This window comes from uncultured Slackia sp. (genome assembly GCF_934630525.1).
Classification (GTDB): domain Bacteria; phylum Actinomycetota; class Coriobacteriia; order Coriobacteriales; family Eggerthellaceae; genus Slackia.
Genome location: NZ_CAKTVX010000001.1, coordinates 1 through 23,036, shown reverse-complemented (window position 1 = coordinate 23,036; position 23,036 = coordinate 1). Strand labels below are relative to the sequence as shown.

General features: G+C 58.7%; 16 protein-coding genes, 2 tRNA genes and 1 other RNA gene. 3 read left to right on the top strand and 16 right to left on the bottom strand.

Translation table 11 applies throughout. From position 1 onward, the window contains the following. Positions 1-65: 65 nt before the first annotated feature. The 16 genes from murI to Q0D41_RS00020 form a co-directional block, all read right to left on the bottom strand. Positions 66-965, bottom strand: a complete 900-nt coding sequence (murI, locus tag Q0D41_RS00095; RefSeq protein ID WP_294373399.1) for a glutamate racemase — start codon at positions 963-965, stop codon at positions 66-68. 58 nt (positions 966-1,023) lie between these two features. Next, positions 1,024-1,296, bottom strand: a complete 273-nt coding sequence (locus Q0D41_RS00090; RefSeq protein WP_294373398.1) for a hypothetical protein — start codon at positions 1,294-1,296, stop codon at positions 1,024-1,026. After that, positions 1,263-1,631, bottom strand: a transfer-messenger RNA (tmRNA) gene (gene ssrA, locus Q0D41_RS00085). Before ssrA ends, Q0D41_RS00090 begins: the two co-directional genes overlap by 34 nt. A 140-nt stretch (positions 1,632-1,771) precedes the next feature. Next, positions 1,772-2,452 (bottom strand): hypothetical protein, encoded by a 681-nt coding sequence (locus tag Q0D41_RS00080; RefSeq protein WP_294373395.1) that lies wholly within the window; start codon positions 2,450-2,452, stop codon positions 1,772-1,774. Positions 2,453-2,520: 68 nt separating this feature from the next. Beyond that, complete coding sequence (gene smpB / locus Q0D41_RS00075; RefSeq protein WP_114615995.1) at positions 2,521-2,985, bottom strand: SsrA-binding protein SmpB; 465 nt, start codon at positions 2,983-2,985, stop codon at positions 2,521-2,523. A 106-nt stretch (positions 2,986-3,091) separates the two neighbouring features. Then, complete coding sequence (locus Q0D41_RS00070; RefSeq protein ID WP_294373386.1) at positions 3,092-6,355, bottom strand: SNF2-related protein; 3,264 nt, start codon at positions 6,353-6,355, stop codon at positions 3,092-3,094. Between the two features lie 81 nt (positions 6,356-6,436). Then, positions 6,437-8,593, bottom strand: coding sequence for a ribonuclease R family protein (locus Q0D41_RS00065; RefSeq protein WP_294373382.1), 2,157 nt, complete (start codon positions 8,591-8,593; stop codon positions 6,437-6,439). Positions 8,594-8,877: 284 nt separating this feature from the next. Next, positions 8,878-10,143 (bottom strand): S41 family peptidase, encoded by a 1,266-nt coding sequence (locus tag Q0D41_RS00060; protein WP_260162487.1) that lies wholly within the window; start codon positions 10,141-10,143, stop codon positions 8,878-8,880. 9 nt (positions 10,144-10,152) lie between these two features. Then, positions 10,153-11,061: a permease-like cell division protein FtsX gene (gene ftsX / locus Q0D41_RS00055; RefSeq protein ID WP_294373372.1), complete on the bottom strand. Its 909-nt coding sequence runs from the start codon at positions 11,059-11,061 to the stop codon at positions 10,153-10,155. Beyond that, positions 11,054-11,758: a cell division ATP-binding protein FtsE gene (ftsE, locus tag Q0D41_RS00050; RefSeq protein WP_280176478.1), complete on the bottom strand. Its 705-nt coding sequence runs from the start codon at positions 11,756-11,758 to the stop codon at positions 11,054-11,056. Before ftsE ends, ftsX begins: the two co-directional genes overlap by 8 nt. Positions 11,759-12,264: 506 nt before the next feature. Continuing rightward, a complete protein-coding gene (locus tag Q0D41_RS00045; protein WP_294373368.1) occupies positions 12,265-13,206 on the bottom strand; it encodes a transketolase family protein in 942 nt (313 codons plus the stop codon). Continuing rightward, entirely contained in the window at positions 13,206-14,039 is an 834-nt protein-coding gene (locus tag Q0D41_RS00040; RefSeq protein WP_123218734.1) for a transketolase, read from the bottom strand. Before Q0D41_RS00040 ends, Q0D41_RS00045 begins: the two co-directional genes overlap by 1 nt. 97 nt (positions 14,040-14,136) lie before the next feature. Continuing rightward, complete coding sequence (prfB, locus tag Q0D41_RS00035) at positions 14,137-15,231, bottom strand: peptide chain release factor 2 (protein WP_123218733.1); 1,095 nt, start codon at positions 15,229-15,231, stop codon at positions 14,137-14,139. Between the two features lie 248 nt (positions 15,232-15,479). Continuing rightward, positions 15,480-18,272 carry a preprotein translocase subunit SecA gene (gene secA / locus Q0D41_RS00030; RefSeq protein WP_294374423.1) on the bottom strand — a complete coding sequence of 931 codons (2,793 nt, stop codon included), beginning with the start codon at positions 18,270-18,272 and terminating at the stop codon, positions 15,480-15,482. Between the two features lie 162 nt (positions 18,273-18,434). Then, a complete protein-coding gene (locus Q0D41_RS00025; protein WP_294373359.1) occupies positions 18,435-20,321 on the bottom strand; it encodes a BTAD domain-containing putative transcriptional regulator in 1,887 nt (628 codons plus the stop codon). Continuing rightward, a complete protein-coding gene (locus Q0D41_RS00020) occupies positions 20,300-20,842 on the bottom strand; it encodes a hypothetical protein (RefSeq protein WP_294373356.1) in 543 nt (180 codons plus the stop codon). Before Q0D41_RS00020 ends, Q0D41_RS00025 begins: the two co-directional genes overlap by 22 nt. Before the next feature lie 371 nt (positions 20,843-21,213). Between Q0D41_RS00020 and Q0D41_RS00015 the strand changes: the two genes are divergently transcribed. The 3 genes from Q0D41_RS00015 (at position 21,214) to Q0D41_RS00005 (ending at position 22,795) form a co-directional block, all read left to right on the top strand. Next, on the top strand, positions 21,214-22,593 hold the full coding sequence (locus Q0D41_RS00015; protein ID WP_294373353.1) for a CCA tRNA nucleotidyltransferase: 1,380 nt from the start codon (positions 21,214-21,216) through the stop codon (positions 22,591-22,593). Positions 22,594-22,639: 46 nt separating this feature from the next. Next, positions 22,640-22,713, top strand: a tRNA-Gln gene (locus tag Q0D41_RS00010). Between the two features lie 5 nt (positions 22,714-22,718). Then, positions 22,719-22,795 (top strand) — tRNA-Glu (locus Q0D41_RS00005). The last annotated feature ends 241 nt before the right edge of the window (positions 22,796-23,036 follow it).

The window sequence follows — 23,036 nt, the reverse complement described above, 5'->3', positions numbered from 1 at the left end:
TCCTCCTATCAAGCGGGCAGGCCCGCATACATACAGAAAAGGCCGACGCAATGTCGGCCTTCAGATTATAAGCGAGAAAGATCGATATGGGTCGGGCGCTCGATGGGTTCGCTGAACACGCGAGACCCGAACGACTGGAATTCATCCAAATTCGGCGCGGAAGTGAAGAACTCATGCTTGGCGATATTGCCCTCATGCGCAAGCTCACCGCGCATGCTCAACGTCTCGCGCACCTCTTTCGCCATTTCCTCGGCGGAAGAGACGAGCAGCACATTATGACCGACAACGCCGCCGATAAGCGCTTTGAGCATGGGGTAATGCGTGCAGCCAAGCACGAGCGTGTCGATTTCGCAACGGCGCAGCGGCTCTAAGTAGTCGCGAGCAATCTCTTGGAACGCGGGGCGAATGTAGACTTTGCTCGCAAGGCTCGTGAGGTCTTCGATGGGGCCCCTCGACATGCGAATTCCCTGCTCGACGATGTCGACGAACTTCGGCGTGGCCGTGGAAAACACCGTGATGCCCGCATCGATATTGCGAATAGCCTGCGGATAGCAGCCCGATTCAACCGTGCCTTTCGTGGCGATAACGCCCACGCGGCGGTTTTTCGTCGCACGTGCGGCGGCGCGAGCGCCAGGAATAACGGCGCCGATCACGGGAATGCTGAAACGTTGCTGCGCGTGTTCAAGGCCAGCGGCGGTCGCGGTGTTGCACGCGATAACGAGCAGCTTCACGTCGCGGCCAACGAGCCATGTGCAAATTTGTTGCACGAAACCGTCGACCTCGTCTTGGCTGCGGGGGCCATAGGGGCATCGCGCCGTATCGCCAAAATATACGATGGATTCCTCGGGCAGCTCCTTGGCGATTTCGCGCGCCACCGTAAGGCCGCCAAAACCGGAATCAAAGATGCCGATAGGGGCGTCATTAAACGGCCTATTTGATAGTACCCTGTCAGAAGAAACGATCATGCATCCTCTTTTTAATCAATGCCCGGTTTATTTACCCTGGGCTGAATAATGTCGCTCGTTACCAAGCAATTGCCATTTTCATAATAAAGCCTATCGCACAAACCGCAAAACGAGCATTGGCACGCACGCGAATAGCGGAATCCAAAATGCGCGGCAAAACGGCGATTAAACGGGCGCATGCCTCCTTAAAAGCACGAAAGCGCACGTCAGAAGCCTCTTTTGCCAAGCCCTCAAGATGCCCAACCCTTACGGACATCCACAAAAAACGCCGCTCAAAAGAACGGCGTTTGTTGATTCTGGTGGAGGCGCGGAGAATCGAACTCCGGTCCATACTACGTTCTTGCTCAGGCTCTACAAGCTTATTTCGCGATCGAATTTCGGAAGATGTCGGTTCGCGAACCAACGTCGAGCTTCCTAGCCCGTTCTTTCTTTTCCAAAGCCATACAGACTACGTGCTTTGAAGCAGTCCCCTAAAATGACGTCGCGCTCGAGTCGGGGACAACCCGAGGTTGACGTGCCAGGTGCTATTAAGCAGCCATGGCGAGCGCAGGAGCGCTCTGATAAGATTTTTTGCCAATTAACTTGACTTTACCCCTGTTTAACGTGGCGAGGAGACCACGACCTGCTCCTCAGTTCAAACGTACCATGTCGAAACCAGTCGCCCCCAAATGCGTGCCGCGCGGGCACCGAGGGTGCTGTCCACCATGCGATATGCTTTTGTCAAGCACCATGCCGGGTTGTCCCAGCGGAAAACCTATTGTATCGAGGCGGCGGCCAATGTCAAATGCCGACACGCTCCCGAAACCTTATTTCAACAGTTCCTTGAGGTTCATGCCACCCGTGATGTCGTCGAGGGCCTCTTTCAAATCGCGCGCCGCGAGCGCCGTCTCGCGCGCAAGCTCGACGCCGCCCTTGGCAGCATTCTTCACGTCGCCCTGAGTGACGCCCTTGAAAAGGACTTTATCGTCTTCGTCTTCCTCTTCTGCCGGGCACCAATCGTAGTGCTCGCAGTTATCGCAGTCGCCATCGCAGCCATCTTCGTAATACGCCTCGGCGGCAGCCTTCGCGGCACGCTCCTCGTCGGTGAGTTCGACGTCGTTTTCCTCTTCGACCTCGACTTCAACGGCTTCGTCAGTTTCAGCGCCCTCGTCAACATCGGGAGCCACGGCTCCCTCGCCTTCAGCTGCGGCAGACTCGGCCTTCGCGTCTTCGGCAGGTGCCTCGTCCTCAAACACGCCATCGAAATCGTCGGGGCACCAGTCGTAGTATTCGCATGTCTCGCACTCGCCGTCGCAGCTGGTTTTGTAGTATTCCTTCCACTTTTCGGTCATGAGCGCATTGTATTTCTCCTGCAGCTCATCGTATTCGGCGTCAGAATGCTGCGGCGCTGCCGGCTCGGCAGACTTATCGCCCTTGTCCTTCTTGGACTTCTCGTCTTCGGGCGCGATAATCTGCCTTGCGGCGTTTTTCGCCACGCGACTGCCCAAGCGAGTTGCTTTTCTGAAAATACCCATGTATGAACCCCCTGTTCAAGCCCCGCAGGGCACCTTGCCAATTAACGAGAACGCATTTTCAACGCGCGAGCGATTTCGCGTTTGGAATCGCGTTCCGCCATCGCCTGGCGCTTATCGTGCAGCTTCTTGCCACGGGCAAGCGCGATTTCAAGCTTCACCAAGCCGTTTGTCGAGAAGTAAATTCCAATAGGAACAATTGCCAGTCCCGCCTCGCGCGTTTTCTGCTCCAAATAGCGAATCTGCTTGCGATGAAGCAGCAGCTTGCGCTTGCGGTCGGGGTCGGGATTGTTCAAATTGCCATGCGAATACGGCGAGATATGCAGCCCGTTGAGCCACGCCTCGCCCTTGCGAATGAGCACGAAGCAGTCAGTAAGCTGGCAGTTGTTCTCGCGCAGCGAGCACACCTCGGTGCCCGTGAGCGCGATGCCCGCCTCAAACGTTTCAATTATTTCGTAATCGTGGAAAGCCTTGCGGTTTTTCGCGATTTGCTTCTTTTCGCGCGCCACGCGCCACCTCTCATTCGTGCTTCACGCCGCCGAAAAACGCGGCAGCTCGCGCCATTATACCGTTCGATGCGCTCATGGAGTGTCATGCAGATTAAGGAAACCGCCCCTACCCCTGCAACAACTCGTACAAATCGTCGGCATCGAGCGATGCGAGTGAAATTCCGCCCGCGCCCACAACTTGGTCGGCGAGTTCGCTTTTCGTTTGTTGCAGACGCACGATGCGCTCCTCGATCGTGTTTTTCGCCACAACCTTTTCGACGCTCACCACGCGCGTTTGTCCAATGCGGTGCGCGCGGTCGGTCGCCTGGCTTTGCGCCGCGGCGTTCCACCACGGATCGGCATGAATCACGACCGACGCGCCCGTAAGATTCAAACCCGTGCCGCCCGCCTTCAGAGAAACGAGAAACGCAGGGGTGTCGTCTTCATTGAACGCATCGACGAGCCGCACGCGTTCTTTCTTCGGCGTAGCGCCCGTGATGGAATAATGTGCGATGCCCGCCTTGCGCAGCCGCTCGGCAATCAGCTCAAGGAAACTCGTGAATTGCGAGAACACGAGCGTCTTTTCCCCGCCCTCCACGGCGGACGAAACCAAATCGACAATCGCGTCGAGTTTGGCGGAAGGCCCACGGTAATCTTCATACACCAAACGCGGGTCGCAGCACAACTGGCGCAAGCGCGTGATTTCGGCGAGCACCTCGACGGTTGACACAGGCTTTCCCGCAGCGCGGGCCGCTTCGCGTTCTTTGCGGAACATGCGCTGCTCGGTAAGCTCTTCGCGAAGGCGCTGCTCGTGCGCGTCGTAGAGTTTCCTCTGCTCGATATCCATGTTCGCATACACCACCGATTCGAGCTTATCAGGCAAATCGGTGAGCACGTCGGCCTTCAAGCGGCGCAGCATGAAGGGGGCGACGATGGCCTGCAGCCGGCGAGCCACCGCGTCGTCGCCGCCCACGATGGGAGACTCGAAGCGCTCGCGGAAGCGCGCATAAGGTCCCAGCAACCCGGGCATAAGGAAGTCGAAAATGCTCCACAGCTCCGAAAGACGGTTTTCCATAGGCGTGCCCGTGAGCGCGAACTTGTGGTCGGCTTCAAGGCTTTTCACCGCGCGCGTCGTGAGCGCCGCGGGGTTTTTGATATATTGTGCCTCGTCGAGCGCACATATGAACAGGCGGCGGCTCGACCAATCGTCGATATCGATACGAAGCAGGTCATATGAGGTGACCAGCACGTCAACGCGTCGATGGCCGCCGAATGCCTCGAGGCGCGCAGCCCGGCGCTCTTGCGCGCCACCCGCCACGGCGACCACGGAAAGCTCGGGCGCGAATCGCTCGAACTCGGCCGTCCAGTTGTACACAAGCGACGCCGGGCACACGATAAGGCTCGGATACGGCTGCCGCTTGGCATGGCGGGCCAAAAGAAGGGAAATGAGCTGCAGCGACTTGCCTAAGCCCATCTCATCGGCCAAAACGCCCCCGAAATTGGCATCGCAGCGCGCCGAAAGCCAACGGAAGCCCGACTCCTGATACGGCCTGAGCACCCCTGCAAGCGTTGGCGGCACAGCATAATCGGCCTCGTTCACGGCCTTGAAGTGATCGATATATTCCTGAAAGCTTCGGTCACGCTCAAGGTTCGCTTCTTCGTTCAAATAGAATGCGCGATATGCCGGCAAAAGTGCCTTCCCGCTCGCAAGCTCGCGCGCCGTAAGGCCCAAATCGCCCGCGAGGCGATCGAGTTGAGAAAGATCGGCTTCCTTCAAATCGATGAACGCGCCCGAACGCAAGCGGTGGTAGCGCTTGCGGCGTCGATAGCTCGAAAGCAGTGCCGAAAGCTCCGACGCCGGCAAATCACCCGCATCGACCACAAGGTTAATCAAGTTGCCCGAAAGCGATACGCCCATGGTAACGCGCGGCTTCACATCGCGAATAAGACGATCGAACGCGGGCGTGGTGAACACCGTGCCCGCCTCGCGGAATTCCACAAGGCCGCCGAAAAGCAGCGCGCCCACCGCATCTCCGTCGGAAAGCGCGAGCGATGCGCCTGCCCCGAAATAACGCGCGGCAAGACAGCGAGCCTTCGCTTCGCGCTTCACATCGCGCACGGGAAGAGGCACGTCCACGGGCTCGGGGCGATCGGTGAGTTCGCCCACCAAATCGTAACGAATCGCGCCATACACAGCCTGGGCGCGCATAGTCACGCTCGTTTTGTCTTTGTCGAAAAAGAACTCGAGCGAGCACGTGACAGGGCGGTATTTATCGATATCGGAAGGAAGGTCGACGCGCAAACGCTTCTCAATCGCAGGCAACGCCGTCGCGCAAAAAAGCGGCATGTCGCGCTCGGCTACAAAGGGGCGGTTTTCCTCGCTTCCGTAAACGCCGCGCAGAAAATCGGCGCACTTCATGAAGTCGTTCGAGCATCGATAGAATTCACTGCCGCCAAGCCACACGAAAAGTTTCGAGCCGCGGCCCGCAAGCCAAATGCGGCTGCCGCGCTCAACGGTAAAGCCGCCTCGCGACGAAGGCCGAACCGCAAGCGCGATTTCAGGGTCGGCATCGACCACACGCACGCGCGCCACGCTCGGCGCAATGCCATCGGCGCCTTTGATGGAAAATGTCTCGCCCGCCAGGGCTGAAAGCACATCGACCATATCGCTTTCGGAAAGGGACATGGTACGGCCAATGCTCGGAGCAGCGTATCGCCACGAGGAAAGCGGTGCCGTACGGCGCTGGGCATCGACAATGCCCGCGACGAGCTGGACTATCGCGCGACCGCGCTCCGTGAAACGCGAAGGCACGTGGGTGAATGCGAGCTTCTTTCCATACTCGAAAAACGTGCCCTCATCGAGGCGGCGGCAAAAATCGGAGATGTTCTTTACGATGTACGTCGCATCGTCGGTCGCCACGCGCAGCCCCATGGACCATTCGCCGTATTCCACGGTGAAATCGCACAGCACATCGACGCTTCCATCGGGCGTGTCGTCACGCTCGAGGCGTTCGGCGCGCTCCATGAACGCGGCGATGCAGTCGGAAGATACTGCAGAACGATCGCGGCGAAAGCCCGCATAGCTATCGGAACGAGCTGCGTAATCGAGCGCGAGCGCCACGGCATGCTTGCACATGCCGTCGTACTGAAACGCCGCCGGACACGTACAGGAGTAATCTTCGACGAAATCGGCGCCCTCGTTGAGCTCGACCATAACGCGATAGCCTTCGGTTGAGCTCGTTTGGGAAGCCACGACCGCGTTGATGATGGTCGACTCGCCATCGTAGCGCACGCGGCGATCGTACACCGAGCGCCCGCCTGCAGCAATCGAGCGCCCGCGATGCAAAACGCGCGGCGCGCACATATGAGAAAGCGATTCCTCAGAAAGCACGATGGCCCCTTCCCTACGGTATTGCGAACCTTGAGTATACCGCGACGCCGCGAAGAGAAAAGGCGCGCCAGAAACAGCGCATTACTTTCGGGCGACGAGCCTGGGGCCGATGCGGCGCACAAGGTCGAAGTCGGCGCGGCGAGCATAGGGGTACACCGACGAAATGCGCACGCGCACCTTCGTGCCCAAGCGATAGACCACGCCCGAATCGGAACCGAACAGCACGCGTCGCGCCGCATCGAGCACAAAGTATTCCCCCGTATCGCGCAGCGAAACGAAGCCTTCGCACGTATCGGCCAGGCGCACGAAGAAGCCCTGGGCCATAACGCCCGAAATCATGCCATCGACCTCATCGCCAATGCGCTGCTCGAGCAGCTCGAACAGCTTGAGCTCCTGAGATTCGCGCGCGGCTTCTTCGGCGGTGCGTTCCGCGGTCGATGCATGGTCGGCAATGCGCGCCAGGGCCGATTCCAAACCCGAGGTCTCACCCGTGCGGCCGAAAAGCGCCACTTTCAGCATGCGATGCACCATAAGGTCGGGATAGCGGCGAATGGGGCTCGTGAAGTGCGTGTATGCCGTGCTCGCGAGCCCGAAGTGCCCCTCGCACGAATCAACGTACACCGCGCGCTTCATTGCGCGCACCACAAGCGACGACACGAGGAATTCCTCGCTGCGCCCACGCGCGAACGAGAGCACCTGCTGGATGGCGAACGGATCGCCCGCCTTGAAATTCGCAAGCGATACGTGCCTGTCGTAGCCAAATTCCTGAAGTATTGGCACGAGTTCTGCCAAATCGCCCGACGAAGGCGGCTCATGCACGCGAAAAATCGACGGAATTCCCGCATCGCGCAAATATCGAGCAACCGCCTCATTGGCGGCGATCATGGCCTCCTCGACAAGTGCCGTCGCATCGGTTTTGCGACGAATAGCCACGCTGACGGGCACGCCTTCATCGTTTAAGCGAACCTTGGCCTCTTCACTCTCGAAATCCATGCCTCCACGACGCACGCGATTGGCGTGGAGTGCCTGAGCGATTTCATGCAGAACGCCAATCGATTGCGCGATGTCTTCGGCAAACGTGCCAGCCATAGGCCGCAGGGCCGCAACCGCCGCCTGAAAATCGCCAGCCTGCAAAGCGTCAATGGAAACTTGCACGGCGCCATACGTGAGCCGCGCTTTCGACTTGATGACCGACGGGGTTATTCGCGTGTCCCGAACAAAGCCCTTTTCATCGATGAGCATCTCGACGCTCATCGCGCGGCGTTCTTCATGTGGCCGCAGCGAGCACACATCGTTCGAAAGCGTCTCGGGAAGCATGGGCAGCACGCGATCGACCAAATACACGCTCGTCGCGCGTTCGCGAGCCTCGAAGTCGACCTGAGAATTCCAAGGAACGTAGTGCGATACATCGGCAATATGGACGCCCAGAATGAAGAACCGCGCGCCTGCAGCCGAAGAAGCATCGTCTGCCGCGCAGGCAATGCCCAGCCCGGAGCTGCCCTCCTTCTTGGCGGCAAGCGCCCTATGGGCACTGCGAAGCGTTGCGGGGCCATCGAGCCAAACGCACGCCGCGCTTACGGCATCGTCGAAATCTTTCGCATCATCGGGGTCGACCGTGAACGCGAGCTCGCTTCTCAAATCGACATAGCGTCCGCTGTTGAAAGCGGCGTCGGCATCGACGTCAGCGCCTTCAACTTCGGCAAGCGATGTTGCCGAAAACGATGTTGCCAGCTTATGGCGAGCAATAATGAGCTCGACATCGGCCCCAGGCTGGCCTTCGTGCCCAAGCACTTCCTCGACCACGCCCTGCGCGGGCTCTCGCCGCGACGGGAACGAGGTCATGCGCACGCGCACGATGTCGCCATCTTTCACATGGGGAGCATCGCTGCGCAAGGTGAAGATGTCATGCTTGATGCGGGGGTCTTCAGGAACAACGACCCCAAAGGGTTCGGCGATTTCATATCGCCCGACAACCGTTTCGTGAGCGCGGCCAACCACGCGAACCACGCGCCCACGAAGCCTATCTTCAAAGCCACCCTCGCGTTCGCCATCGTGAATGCAAGCGACCTCCACCACATCGCCATCGAAAGCGTCAGCCGTTTTAGAGGCGGGAATAAAGAACTCCCCTTCGGAAGTCTGCACAAAACCGTATCCAGCGCCCGACATCTTCAAAACGCCTTGCGGCAAAATGCGCGGGGTGCGGCGGGCAGAGCTTTTTCTTGTACGTGAACGAGACATAGCATCCCTTCATAGGTCAAATGGAATATGAGTAAAAGAAGCAGCTGCGAAGCCCACCGAAGCTCGCAGTTTGTCGAGGCATAAGCAAAAACGAGATTACTTTCGCATAGAACTCAGCAAGAAGGAAGAGTCGAAAGCGAACCGTAACCGCAAAAACCCATGAAGCGCCGAGGAGGCATGAGCCCCGCCAAAGGCAAACCTACGCAACGAAACAACAAACCGAGGTCACGAACAACGTCGCAACCTCGGCTTGGAGGCAATCATATGTAAATACAGCGCCTGTCCTAGTCGACAACGAGCGAGCCAGCCGTCTCGATGGCGATTTCCTTCTGATTGTCGACCGACGATCCCTCGCGCAAGGAAATCACTACGTCAGGCGACACGCCCACGCCATCGATCGTATACCCCGAAGGGCTCTTGTAACGCGCGGCGGTATAGCGCAACGCGCCGCCGAACGAAAGCGGCTTAGTAACCTGCACAGAACCGCGGCCCATGGTATTGACGCCCACCAACGTCGCACGGTTCGAATCGCGCAACGCAGCCGCGAGAACCTCAGCGGAACCTGCGGTGTTGCCGTTCACGAGAACGACGACCGGCGCATCGGTTGCCACATTGCCCGAAACTTGCTTGGTAGTTTGGGCGTCGACCGTGTCGATTTCGACCACGACGCCGCTCTTCACGAACAGCGAAGCCACGTCGACCGCCTTGTTCAAATAGCCACCGGGGTTATCGCGCAAATCGAGCACGAACGACTGAGCCCCTTGCGAAGAGAGCTCTTCTATCGCCTGGCGCACGAGCGAATCGGCGTTCTGCGTGAACTGGCGCAGTTTGATATAGCCGACGTTGTTCTGCAGCTGGGCAGTCACATTCGGCTCAGTGTAATCGGTGCACACGAGCGTCGTGGTGAATTCATCGCCGCCCGAAGCATCGAGGGACGTAGGCCGACGCCACGTAATGACGACGGTCGAGCCAGCCTCGCGCTGCACGGCATTGATAACTTCAGTCGACGTCCATTCCTGCGAACGATCGCCATCGATGGCCACCACGAAATCGCCCGGCAAAACGCCCGCGTCGCTCGCCGAAGAGCCCTCAAACACATCGAGCGCATAGGCTTGGCCGTTGTATTCCGAGAAGAACACGCCCACGCCTGGATAATCCTCCGACGCCGTTACGTCGACATAGGTCGAATAGCGATCAGCGGAATAGTAGCGCGTGAAGGTGTCGTTCGTGGATTGCAGGAACGAATCCAAAACCGCAGACGTGCAGGCATCGGTATCGTAGGAATCGAGGCTCGATTTCGCCAAAATGCCTTCAACCTCGTTCAGACGCGAGGCAACCTCGCCAGAATCGGCCGAAGCCGCCTGGACGGCGGCTTTCGTTTCCGGCTCTTCAATTCCCAAACGACTCATAAGGTCGTGGTTTCCGCGCACGACGAAACCGGCGCAAAAAAGCGCAACCGCGCACATGCATAAAGCGAGTTGCTTTATGATGCGCGCGTTGCGGGTCGTTACGTCGATGTGGCCTTTGCGGTGTCGCACAGACATAGACATGGGGGCTATTTACACCTTCAAGTAGCGTCGCATAGCGAACAGCGAACCAATACCAGCAATGACCAAGCCGGCGACGATAAGCGCGGCGTAGATCATGAGATACGACGTCATGGACAAATCGATGGGTAGCCATGCCAAGGTGTTCGAAACCTGCGGCAGCGCGAAGCGGCGCAGCATTTCAATGGTCAGAATGGCAAGGGCCGAACCGATAACGGCATGCATCGCGCCTTCCATAAGGAAAGGCCCGCGAATGAAGCCGTTGCTCGCGCCCACGAGACGCATGATGGCGATTTCCTTGCGGCGTGCCAAAATGGCCAAGCGGATGGTGTTGTTGATGAACACCAGCGCAATGAAGATGAGCAGGGCAACGAGCGCGACGCCGATGTAGCGAATGTAGTTCGTGAGCTCGAACAGGCGTTTCACGCTGCTCTGACCATACTTGATGCTGTCGGCGGGGTTTTCCTCGTCGGCGATTTTCGCGAACGTGGAGTTACCCTCGATTTGAGAGGCGATGCCCTCAACCATCTGCGGGTCGGCGAGCTCAACGTCGATGGAAGCCGGCAGAGGATTCATGCCATCAAGCTGGTCGACGATTTCGCTGGAGCTCATGGAATTGCTGAAGTTCTGCAGGGCTTCGTCTTTCGTGGTGAAGCTGACGCTTTGCACGCCGTCCATCTTCTCGATGGCCTTCATGACCGTATCGATGTCGGATTGTTCGGCATCGTCAGACACATACGCCGTGATGGAAACCTTGTCTTCCACCGACTTCACCGTGTTGTCGACGATAAGGCCGCCAACAAGGAAAATGCCGATGATGAGCAGGGATAGGAAAATCGTGATAATCGAACCGAGCGTCGTGGAAAGGTTTCGCGTAAAGCCCGTGAGCGATTCTTTGAAGAAGTAGAAAAGACTAGACATCGAAACCGTACACACCCCTATCTTGGTCGCGGGTCAACTGGCCGTTGTCGAGAGCGATAACGCGACGACGCATGTTGTCGACCATTTCGCGGTCGTGCGTTGCCACGAGCACCGTGGTACCGGTGCGATTAATGCGCTCGAGCAGATCCATAATGCCGCGCGAAGTTTGCGGGTCGAGGTTGCCCGTGGGCTCGTCGCACACCAGAAGCGGCGGACGATTCACAATGGCGCGCGCAATGGAAACACGCTGCTGCTCGCCACCAGAAAGCTGATCGGGACGCTTGTTAAGCTTATCTTGCAGGCCAACCAGGCGCAAAACCTCGGGGACCTGAGTCTTAATCACGTGGCGGCTCTTGCCGATAACCTCGAGCGCGAACGAAACGTTCTCGAAAACGGTTTTGTTCGGCAGCAATTTGAAGTCTTGGAAAACGCAGCCAATGTTGCGGCGAAGATAGGGTACGCGCCAGTCGCGCATGGTCGTAAGATCTTCATCGGCAACATAAATATGGCCGCTCGACGGCTTGAGCTCGCGGGTAATGAGCTTGATGAAGGTAGACTTGCCCGAACCCGAATGGCCAACGAGGAAGACGAACTCGCCCGCATAGATTTGCAGGGAGATATCGTGCAGCGAAGGCTTGTTCGGCTGCGCCTGGTAGACCTTCGTCACATGATCGAAGGTGATGACAGGCGCACCCATGGGCTGGGACTGCTGCGCGTCTTCAAGCGAAAGCGAAGGAAGCGCCGCCGACAAGTCGGAACGAATGGCCGGCTGGGCGGGAGCATGGTGACCGCGGCCAGCGTGGCCGGGTGCAAGTTTGTTCATTGCGGGGAGCGCGCCAGTTGCCTGGGGGCTCACAGCGCGGTTTGCCGAAGTGGCGCCCGCGGATTGAGCGACGTTGGAGCCTGCATGGGCGGCATGGCGGCCCACAGGCGGCGTCACCCGCGACGTAGCCCCCGCTTCGAGGGGATCGCGACGTCGCGCGTCATTGGTGTTCGTCACAGAGTGCTCCGTTCAAATAATGGTTACTGGACTCAACCCGCTTATTCTACCAAGACACGCAAATCCCTGCTCGCTTCGCTACGAAACAAACACTGCACTGAATAGAGCCTGAAAGCATGGAGGAGCGCCGCACCTAAGAAACTCGCCGGCATAAAGAAAAGGCCGGGCAAAACCCGGCCTTGAACAAACGACGCCCTGACGCGCTATTTGCGAGAGATGGCCTTTTTGGCCGCCTCGGCGATAGCGGCGGCATCCATGTGGAATTCCACGAGCAGTTCCTCGTAGCTTGCCGACGTGCCGAAGCAATCCTGCATGCCCACGCGCTCGAGCGGAGCGGGATGCTTTGCGGCCAGGCATTCCGCCACGGCGCCACCAAGGCCGCCGATAACGGAATGCTCTTCAGCGGTCACAATGCAGCCCGTCTTCTCGACCGACGCCAAAATGGTGTCTTCGTCGAGCGGCTTCACGCAGAATGCGTCGATAACCTCTGCGGAAATGCCTTTAGCGGCCAGCAAGTCAGCGGCCTTCAGGGCCTCATCGATTTCGACGCCGCAGGCGACGATGGAAACATCGCTGCCCTCGCGAAGCACGTATGCGCGACCCATCTCGAGCTCTTTGCCCGGCTCATAGACGCACGGCACCGATGCGCGGCCCATGCGCACATACACGGGGCCCGGCGTTTCGGCGGCCAGCTTAATGGCGGCCTTCGCAGCGTAGTAGTCGGCGGGAACGAGAACGCGCATGTTCGGCAGCACGCGCATAAGGGCGATATCTTCGACCATCTGATGGCTGCCGCCGTCGGGGCCTACGGAAATGCCGGCATGCGTAGGGGCGATTTTCACGTTCAGATTCGCATAGCACACGGTGTTGCGAATTTGATCATACACACGGCCAGTGCCGAACACGGCGAACGAGCCAGTGAATGCGGTGTGGCCCGTGAGCGAGAGACCAGCGGCCACGCCAACCATATCTTGTTCGGCGATGCCGACGTTCACCAGGCGCTCGGGATGCGCAGCGCCCAGCTTTTTGGTGGTGGTGGAACCAGAAAGGTCGGCCTCAACGGCTACGACGTCGATACCCTGTTCCACCAATTCGACCAGCGTCTCACCGTAGGCGGCGCGGGTTGCTTTTTTCTCTGCAGCCATTATTTAGCCTCCTTGTTCGCGGTGAGTTCGGCGAGGGCCTGCTCGGTTTGCTCGGCGTTCGGCGCCTTGCCATGCCAGCCAGCCTGGTCTTCCATGAAGGAAACGCCCTTACCCTTGGTGGTTTCGGCGACGATCACGCACGGCTTGCCGCTGCGAGATTCCTTAGCACTTTCAAGCGTGGCGAGAATGGCTTCCATGTCGTTGCCGTCGCACTGGAACACCTGCCAGCCGAACGAGCGGAACTTGTCGCCCAAGTCTTCCGGCGAGCATACGGTTTCAATGCGGCCGTCGATTTGCAGGTGGTTGTGGTCGACGATGGCGACCAGGTTATCGAGGCCCTTGTGAGCCGCGAACATCGCAGCTTCCCACACCTGGCCCTCTTGGCATTCGCCGTCGCCCATAAGGGTGAACACCGAAGACTCAGAACCGTTGAGCTTCAGGCCGAGCGCCATGCCGGCAGCGATAGAGAGGCCCTGGCCGAGCGAGCCCGTAGATGCCTCAACGCCCGGAAGCTTCCTGCAATCGGGATGGCCCTGAAGGCGGCTGTGCAGCTTGCGCAGCGTGGCGAGCTCTTCTTTCGGGAAGTAGCCAGCCTCGGCAAGCGTGGCGTAAAGCGCCGGTGCCGCATGGCCCTTCGAAAGAAGGAAACGGTCACGGTCTTCGGCCTTCGGATTTTCCGCATCGTGCTTGAGCACGCCCCCGAAATACAACGCGCACATAATGTCTGCTGCCGAAAGCGAACCACCCGGATGCCCGCTTCCCGCTTCGGCCACCATTTTCACGATATCGACGCGGATATCGCCGGCCATGCTCTTTAGCTCTTCGAGATTCACGACGCCCCTTTCTGTCGTTCAAGAAAAAAGCGCCCCGCATGCGCGGGACGCCTCATCACGCAATTGATTGCATCGTATCGCAAATTCGCGTTTCGGGCTATTGGGATACGCGCCAACGATGATAGCCCACAACGAATTCATCGATATCGCCGTCAAGCACAGCATCGACGTTGCTCGTTTCGACGCCGCTACGCAGGTCTTTCACAAGCTGGTACGGATAGAGCACGTAGTTGCGAATCTGGCTACCGAAGCCGTTTTCCTGTTTTTCGCCACGAATGGCATCGAGTTCGGCATCACGCTTTTGGCGCTCAAGCTCGTACAACCTGCCGCGCAGCACCTTGAACGCGGATTCCTTGTTCATAAGCTGGCTTTTCTCGTTTTGGCAAGTAACGACGATACCCGTGGGAATATGCGTGAGTCGCACGGCCGAATCGGTGGTGTTCACGCACTGGCCGCCTGGACCGCTCGAGCGGTATACGTCGACGCGCACGTCGTTCGGGTTCAAATTCACCTCGATGTCGTCGGACATCACGGGCATGACCTCCACACTGGCGAACGTCGTTTGGCGGCGGCCCTTGATGTCGGTCGGCGAAATGCGCACGAGTCGGTGCACCCCATGCTCACTGCGCAGCATGCCATAGGCGTTTTTGCCTTCCACCTGGAACACCGCGCGATCAAGGCCAATGCCCTCGCCCGGCACCACATCGAGCACTTTGAGTTTCCATCCCTTTTTCTCGACGTATCGCGAGTACATGCGATAGAGCATGTCGGTCCAGTCCTGCGCCTCAAGCCCGCCTTGGCCAGGGTTTACCGACACGATGGCGTCAGAGGAATCGAGGTCGTCGGCGAACCAGGAATCGATTTCGAATTGATCGAGCATGGAATCGAGGCGCGAGAGGCACATTTGAACCTCGGCGGCGAAGCCTTCGTCTTCACTGGCGAGTTCATCGGCAGCACGCGCATCGTCAAGCAGGCCGCACGCGACGTCATACGCATTGAGCGTGTCGCGCAGATTGCTCGCCTTCTTCGAAACTTCCTGTGCCGCAGCCGCGTCATCCCAGAAACCAGGCTGCGCGGCCTTATGGTCGAGATTGACGAGCTCGGCTTTGGAGTCCTCGATATGCAGGTATTCACGCGCCGCAGCCAAACGCTCGGCAACATCGTCGATATTCAGGTTTTCTTTCTCAGCCATAGCTCAAACCATTCAGAATTCAAAAACAGCATTTCGGCAACGCGCCCCAAGGCGAGCACGCAAGCCCTGATACAAGCAACGGCCCGACAATACATCGGGCCGAGCAAAAGCAGATATCGTTCCAACGCCGAATCCAGCAGAAAGCGAAATGCAATTCAAATGCAATCAGCGCCTCACTGCGAGATTGGCCGTCAAGCGGTGTACGACATCCATCACCGCGCCGCCCCTCTAGACGGCGCGATATTGCATCACCTATTGAAACCGTGGCACTTCTTGAACTTCTTCCCGCTTCCGCACGGGCAAGGATCGTTCGGCTTCACGTTCACATAGGGATCGGAATCTTCATCTTTGCGATACGTCTTCGGCTTCGCCGTCGCCGCGGGCTTCGGCGGCTGGCCAGCGGTTGCCTGCGTGGGACGAACACCGCGGCCGGCGATGGTATTTTCGGAAAGAGCGGCCTCGGGCGAGGAATAGCTCACCTTGCCATCGAGGGGCGACGACTCTTCCTGCTCCACGGGAGCAGCGATGCGCAGGCGCAGCAGCGTGCGCAGAAAGTCTTCGTACATCGAAGACGTGAGCTCCGAGAATGCGCGATGCGCTTCTTCTTTATATTCGACGAGCGGGTCGCGCTGGCCGAAGGCGCGCAGGCCAATGCCCGTCTTCAAATAATCCATCGCCTGCAGGTGGTTCATCCAACGCACATCCATGATGCGCAGCATAACCTGGCTTTCGAGCTGGCGCATCGCGTCGGCGCCAAGGGTTTCTTCCTTGGAGCGATACGTGCCCATGAGATATTCCTCAAGGGCGTCTTCGAGAGCCTCGGGGTCGTCTTCATGGTCGACTTCCTCGGCCTTGAAGGAAGCTTCGCCCGTCATATTCGCCGCCCACACGTCAACGGCCTTCATGTCCCAGTCGTCGCTCGGCAGCTTGGCCGGGCAATTCTCGTCAATCACAGCATCGACTTCGTCGTCGACGATTTCCTCGATGCGAGAAGACAAGTCTTTGCCGTCGAGAATCGCGTTGCGCTCCTTATAGATGGCATTACGCTGCAGATTCATGACGTCGTCGTATTCGAGCACGTTTTTACGAGCGGCGAAGTGCATGGCCTCGACCTGGCGCTGAGCGCTTTCGATAGCCTTGGTCACCATGCCCGCTTGAATCGGCATGTCGTCGGTCGCGCCGGTTTTTTCCATCATGCGGCTGATGGAATCCATGCGATTGCCGCCGAACAGACGCATGAGGTCGTCTTCGAGCGAGAGGTAGAACTGTGTGAGGCCCGGGTCGCCCTGGCGGCCGGCGCGGCCACGCAGCTGGTTGTCGATGCGTCGGCTCTCGTGGCGTTCGGTGCCGATAACGGCCAAGCCACCCGCACGGCGCACCTGTTCCTGCTCGCGCTTGCACGTTTCCTTCGCCTGGGCGAGCGCCGCATCGCGATCGGCCTGCGTAGGAACCTTCAGCTGGTTCTCGCCTTCCTGCGCCTCGGTCTCGGGGGTTGCTTCGGGGTCGAAGCCGCGCTGGCGCAGCACGTCGTCGGCGAGCACCTCGGGGTTGCCGCCGAGCAAAATGTCGGTACCACGGCCAGCCATGTTCGTCGCGATGGTCACAGCGCCCAGGCGGCCCGCCTGCGCGACGATATGCGCCTCGCGCTCGTGGTTCTTCGCGTTCAAGGTCTCGTGGGGAATGCCGCGCTTGTCGAGCAGACGCGAGAGCTTCTCGGAGCTTTCAACCGAAACGGTGCCAACCAAGCAAGGCTGGCCGGCCGCATGGCGTTCCTGCACGTCATCGGCCACGGCTTGATATTTCGCCTCGATAGTGCGGTACACCAGATCGTTTTCGTCTTTACGAATGACGGGCTTGTTCGGCGGAATGGCCACGACGGGCAGCTTGTAGATCTGACGGAACTCGGCATCTTCGGTCATGGCGGTACCCGTCATGCCCGAGAGCTTGTCGTAGAGACGGAAGTAGTTCTGCAATGTGATGGTCGCGAGGGTTTGGTTCTCTTCGCGAATGCGAACGTTTTCCTTCGCTTCCATCGCCTGATGCAGGCCTTCCGACCAGCGACGGCCTTCCATAATGCGACCCGTGTTTTCGTCGACGATTTTCACCTCGCCGCCCACTACAACATAATCGATATCGCGATGGAACATGAAGTGGGCCTTCAAGGCCTGTTGCAAGTGGTTCGCAAGCTGGCCCGAAGGGTCGTCGTAGATATCGTCGATGCCCAAGCGGGCCTCGATTTTCGCCAAGCCAGTCTCAGTCGCGAAGATGGTCTTTTTCGCCTCATCGAGCTCATAGTCTTCGTCGCGAACTAGACCGAACATCGCCTGGGAGAACTTCTTGTAGGTATCGGCGGCCTTCACGCCCGCGCCGGAAATGATGAGCGGGGTGCGTGCCTCGTCGATAAGGATGGAGTCGACCTCGTCGACGATGGCGAAGTTGTGGCCGCGCTGCACACGGGCGCTCGCGCGGGTTACCATGTTGTCGCGCAGGTAGTCGAAACCGAATTCGGCATTGGTGCCATACGTCACATCGGCTTTATATGCGGGAATACGTTGGGACTGGCGCATGCCATTTTGCACCAAGCCCACTTCCATACCCAAGAAGTGATACAAACGGCCCATCCACTCGCTGTCTCGGCGAGCGAGGTAGTCGTTCACGGTAACGATGTGCACGCCTTCGCCGGAAAGCGCATTCAAATAACCGGCAAGCGTAGAAACGAGCGTTTTGCCTTCGCCGGTTTTCATTTCGGCAATTTGGCCTTCATGAAGCGCCATGCCGCCAATGAGCTGCACGTCGAAATGACGCATGCCCATAACACGCTGGCCGGCCTCGCGCACCGTGGCGAATGCCTCGGGCAGAAGGCTGTCAAGGCTTTCGCCATTCGCCGCGCGCTCCTTATAAGCAGCGGTAAGAGCCACGAGCTCGGCATCGGTGAGCGCCTGCATGGATGGCTCAAGCGAGCCGATTTTGTCAACGAGCGATTGATAGCGCTTGAGCTGCTTGCCCTCGCCAAACGTGAGGAGCTTCGAAAGAAATCCCATGGTCTTCCTCATCTCGCCCACGAACGCATAGTGGGCGGCATCGATTTTCGAATGATATGCGCGAATACACGCGTAGCTATACACGCTCGGCAACTTTACCACAGCGAACAGGAACAGAGGCAAACGGGCATCAAGCAAACAAAGAACCGTCACCCAATAGTTTCATTCGGCCGACTTTTGCATCGGCTCTTTCCCATTGAGCAGCTCGCAGTACATTTCCCGCATGCGATCGCCCGGGTCGATGCCCAGCTCCTCGGCAAGATGCTTCGCGCACAGCCGATAGGTTTCCATAGCCTGGACGCGCTGACCACTCGCCGCCTGCGCGCGCATAAGGGCAAACGCGGCATCTTCGCGGCCGGGACACGCATCCGCCGCGACTTCGGCAAACCACAGCGCCGTATCCGCTTCGCCCGCATCTACCAGCCGCAACGCCGCACTGACGTACGCGTCGATTCGTCGCGCACGATACTTCAAGCGCATGGCGGCAATGAAAGCGTTCTCCGTTTCAGACGGAAGCAAATCGCACGAGAACGACTCCTCCATCTTCTCGAATACGGCAAGCCATGCGCGGGCGTTGGGCTCGTCGAACAGAAGGGTGCGGCAAAGCGCATCGAATTCGTCCACGTCGCTTTTCACATAACGCGTATCTACCATGACGCTTGCGCGATGGCGCACAAGGTAGGGGCAATCTTCGTCATGCTCGGCACCAAGAGCCCGACGAAGGCGGCACCATAGCGAATAGAAGTTGTTCGTAGCGCGCTCGGGCGTCGCATCGGGCCACATAATGCGAAGCAATTCAGGCCGCGCGATTTCCTTCCCGCGAAACAACACGAGCACGGCCAACAGCGTTTTCGTACGCTGCTTCGCGAACAAATGGGGGTCGACCGCAACCCCGCCAATGGTCACTTCCATTCCTCCGAATATATTCACGCGCATCTCGGGAATAACGGCAGGGCGAGGGCTCTGCATGGCGCAATCGCCCAAAGGCATCTGTGCCGGCGCAAGGCTCGGCTGCGTTCGACCGCGTCGCTGTTCGGCGAGTCCAGCCGCCAGCGCATCGCATGCGCGCTGGCGGCTGGATGAAAGAGGCACATCCACGCCAGATTCCACAACGGCTGCAACCAAAATCGCTTCGCACACCGTTGCCTCTTCGGTCGAATCGACCATGCGATCCACAAGCGCGCGAGAGGCTGAAAGCACCATGGCGAGGTCCTCCCCGTTCGCACGGCGGAAGACGCGCCTCAGCAGCGTCGCGCAATACACCGTCGCCGTGCGCAGCACATGGGTATCGACGCCTGCATTGCGCAATGCCCGGCACGCCGCCGCGACGTCTCCCTTATGAAGCGCGATCGCCGAGACGGCGATACGACCCGCCAATGCGTCGTTCGCAAGAACCTCAACCTTGCCTGCCGCGATATTCCCGAGCGTCTCGAGCGCCGCACTTCGCGCCGATTCGCCGCCCGCATCAAGCGCGACGAGCGCGCACATGAGCGCATCGGTTGACGATATTCCCCGCATACCCAATGCGCAGCGCGCGACAGACGAGGCGCGCTCCCTCTCGCCGAGCACAAACAATCTTCCCGAAGCAGCAGCTACCATCGAGGCGTCAAGACCCGTGCTTCGAGATCCCAAGCTCTCGAAGAGCTCCTGCAAAGGACGCACGCATCCCGAATCGAACAGATGCCACTGCTGCTGCAAAATCCACGAAATTCGACGCTTGCGGGCGCAGGCTATCTGCATGATTTCGCATGCGCGCGGCCCCATTCCACGAGCAGCGAGCATGCAGGCGACCTTCGCAGAAAGAGCATCGCGCGCAGAGGGGGTTGCGACTCGGCCAAGCGAATCAATCGACTCCCCCAAACCCTCCATCACCTGCGCTACATCAAACCCGTGCGCCTCGAAAGTCTCATCGGCTAAATCAACGCCCACATAGGGGTAATGTTCACTGATGAAGCGGCGCGCATCGGCTCGCACACCTCCGGAAACGGCCGACAGGTCATCGAAGGAGCCCACTTGCAAGGCTTCCATCACGAATACGGGAGCGCGCATTTCTGAAGGCATCTCTCCAAGGCGCATACCGCGCAAAAACTCGCGCATGCCATCTTGCCCGCCCCATAAAAAGCAGGAACGCGATCGCATTCACGCAAGCCCTCAACCGACGCCACATGGCTCGAGGAAAGCTCGCAATCGTCGACAAGCAAGTCGCGAGCTCCGACGATAACGCAATCACGCTGGGCATCAGCGATAGCGCCGAACGCAGGCGTCGTGGTAACGAGCACTTCGCAACCCGCCTCAAGAAGCGCATCAATTTCATGCGAGAAACACTCCGAACGTGCATCCGCCAAAAAGGGGACGTCGTCGAACACCACAAGGCCCAACTGCGCCGGTCGCGCAATAAGCGTTTTGGCAATTATCCCCGCATCCAAATCGCGCAGAAAGCATGGGCTCGAGCAATCGAGCCAATGAACGCCGCGAAACGAGAACATCGATGCCGCATATTCGAGTCCTAGACTTGTTTTGCCGAAACCCGAAGGGGCGACCACGAATCTCGCGACATCGCGCTCTGCCACCAATCGCTTAACGAGACGAGGCCTTGAATAAATCCTTTGCGGCCCAATCTTCTTCGGACGCCTCCCATTGCAAGCGGCATTTTCAAGGTACCCCATGAGTCAATCTCCTCCTCGTGTCAAGTCGCGAATGCCCCATTAATCATCCGCAACGCCTGAGTTGTTTTGCGCGGCGATCGTCGCGCGATTCGAGGAACGGACAGCGATTCTATAGAAGAAAAAGCTCCAGCGAAATATCAGCGAAAATGCCAGGGAAGCCATTTAAAGAAGAAAATCGAAGAAAGTATCAATCGGTGTTTTCGGGCTTTGCAAAAAATACGTGCTACATCGCAAAACACGGACTTCAACCAGCACTTTTCCACTATGCTTTCCCCATGGATACTCGAATCGACATAATAGCCCACTCCCCTGCGGCATTGGCAATTCGCGTCCTTGAAAAAAGCGGTTACCAAGCGTGGATTGTAGGCGGCTGGGTACGCGACACGCTCATGGGGCGCATGCCCCATGACGCCGACATTGCGACAAACGCGCCCTGGGAGCATACCAAACGTATCATGCGCGACGCCGGATACGCCGTGCACGAAACGGGAGTGAAGCACGGCACCGTTACCGCCATCGTAAGCGGGGAACCCATCGAGATCACCACTTATCGCATCGAAGGGCCCTATTCCGACTCGCGACACCCCGACTACGTGGAATTCGTCGACAGCATCGAACTCGACCTCGCACGGCGCGACTTCACCATGAACGCCATCGCCTTTCACCCTACGCGCGGCATCTTCGACCCGTTCGACGGCGCGAGCGACATCGAGGCCCGAACGATTCGAGCCGTGGGCGATGCGCGCAAGCGTTTCGAGGAAGACCCCTTGCGCATACTTCGCGCGGCGCGCTTCGAAGCGCAAACCGGCTTCGAGATCGAGCCCGCCACGCGCGATGCCGCATTCTCATGCGCGCACCTGCTTGACAGCGTTGCGCGCGAACGCACGGGAAGCGAATTGACCAAGCTTTTATGCGGGCCCTATGCGGGACGTGTCATTGAAAACGAATTCCCCATCGTCGTACAAGCCATAAAGGAGCTCGAAGTCGCACGTGGCTTTAAGCTGAAATCGAAACGACACGCTTACGACTTACTCGGACATCTCGCCCATAGCGTCTCCGCCGCGCCGGAAAACGAGGCGCTACGTTGGGCGGCGCTCCTTCATGACATCGCCAAGCCCGAATCGAACCACGACCACGCGCAGCGTAGCAGCATCGCCGCCACGCGCATCATGCAACAGCTTCGAATCGGACGGCAGCAGACGCAGCAAGCCGCTGACGCAATCGCATGGAACATGACGAGCTTCCCGCCAAGCGAGGAGGCCCTGCGTCTTTTCGTCGCCTGCCTAGGCGGCGATGTACCCCGCGCGCGACGGGCACTCCTACTCCAGCGAGCCGACGCGAGTGGACACGGCCCAAAGGGAGACGCGCGCGAAAAAGAGGTCGATGAAGAACTCGCCATGCTCGATGCGCTCGAATGCAGCGGAAAGCCGCTCGGCGCGAAGCAGCTCGCACTGTCGGGCAAAGAGGTTGCAGACTTGGGAAATCTTCATGGTTCGGAAATCGGCAGAACCCTCGATGCTCTGCTTGCCGCAGTAGTCGAAGGCGAGGTCGAAAACACCCCCGAGGCGCTGCGTTCTCATCTGAACTTCGCGATTGAAAACGCCGAAGAACAAATTTTTCAAAAAAAGTTGCGAAAGTTCTTGACGAAACGCTAGGAAGTCCGTAATATACCAACTCGCGCCGCAAGAGCGCACAAATCACTGGGGTGTCGTCTAATGGCAGGACAGCGGTTTCTGGTGCCGTATGTGAGGGTTCGACTCCTTCCACCCCAGCCATTTTTGGCCTGGTCGTCTAGCGGTTTAGGACGCCGCCCTCTCAAGGCGGAGATCGGGGGTTCGAATCCCCTCCAGGCTACCATTGAATGTTACAGGTCAGGCGATTGCCTGGCCTGTTTTGTTTTCTGGTCAGGTTGCGGGGATTCGAACCGATGAGGTGGAATTCCGTCAAGAAAACTGCCCAGTGGGCAGTTTTTAGGAATTCGCCCGAAGGCTTTAGCCTGAGGGTTCGGGGCGCGCGCAGCGGGCATATAGGACAAAAAGTGTGTCTCATCTAGGGGCATCGGCGCAGGTCGATGCCCCTTTCTCGTTCGTTTAAATTC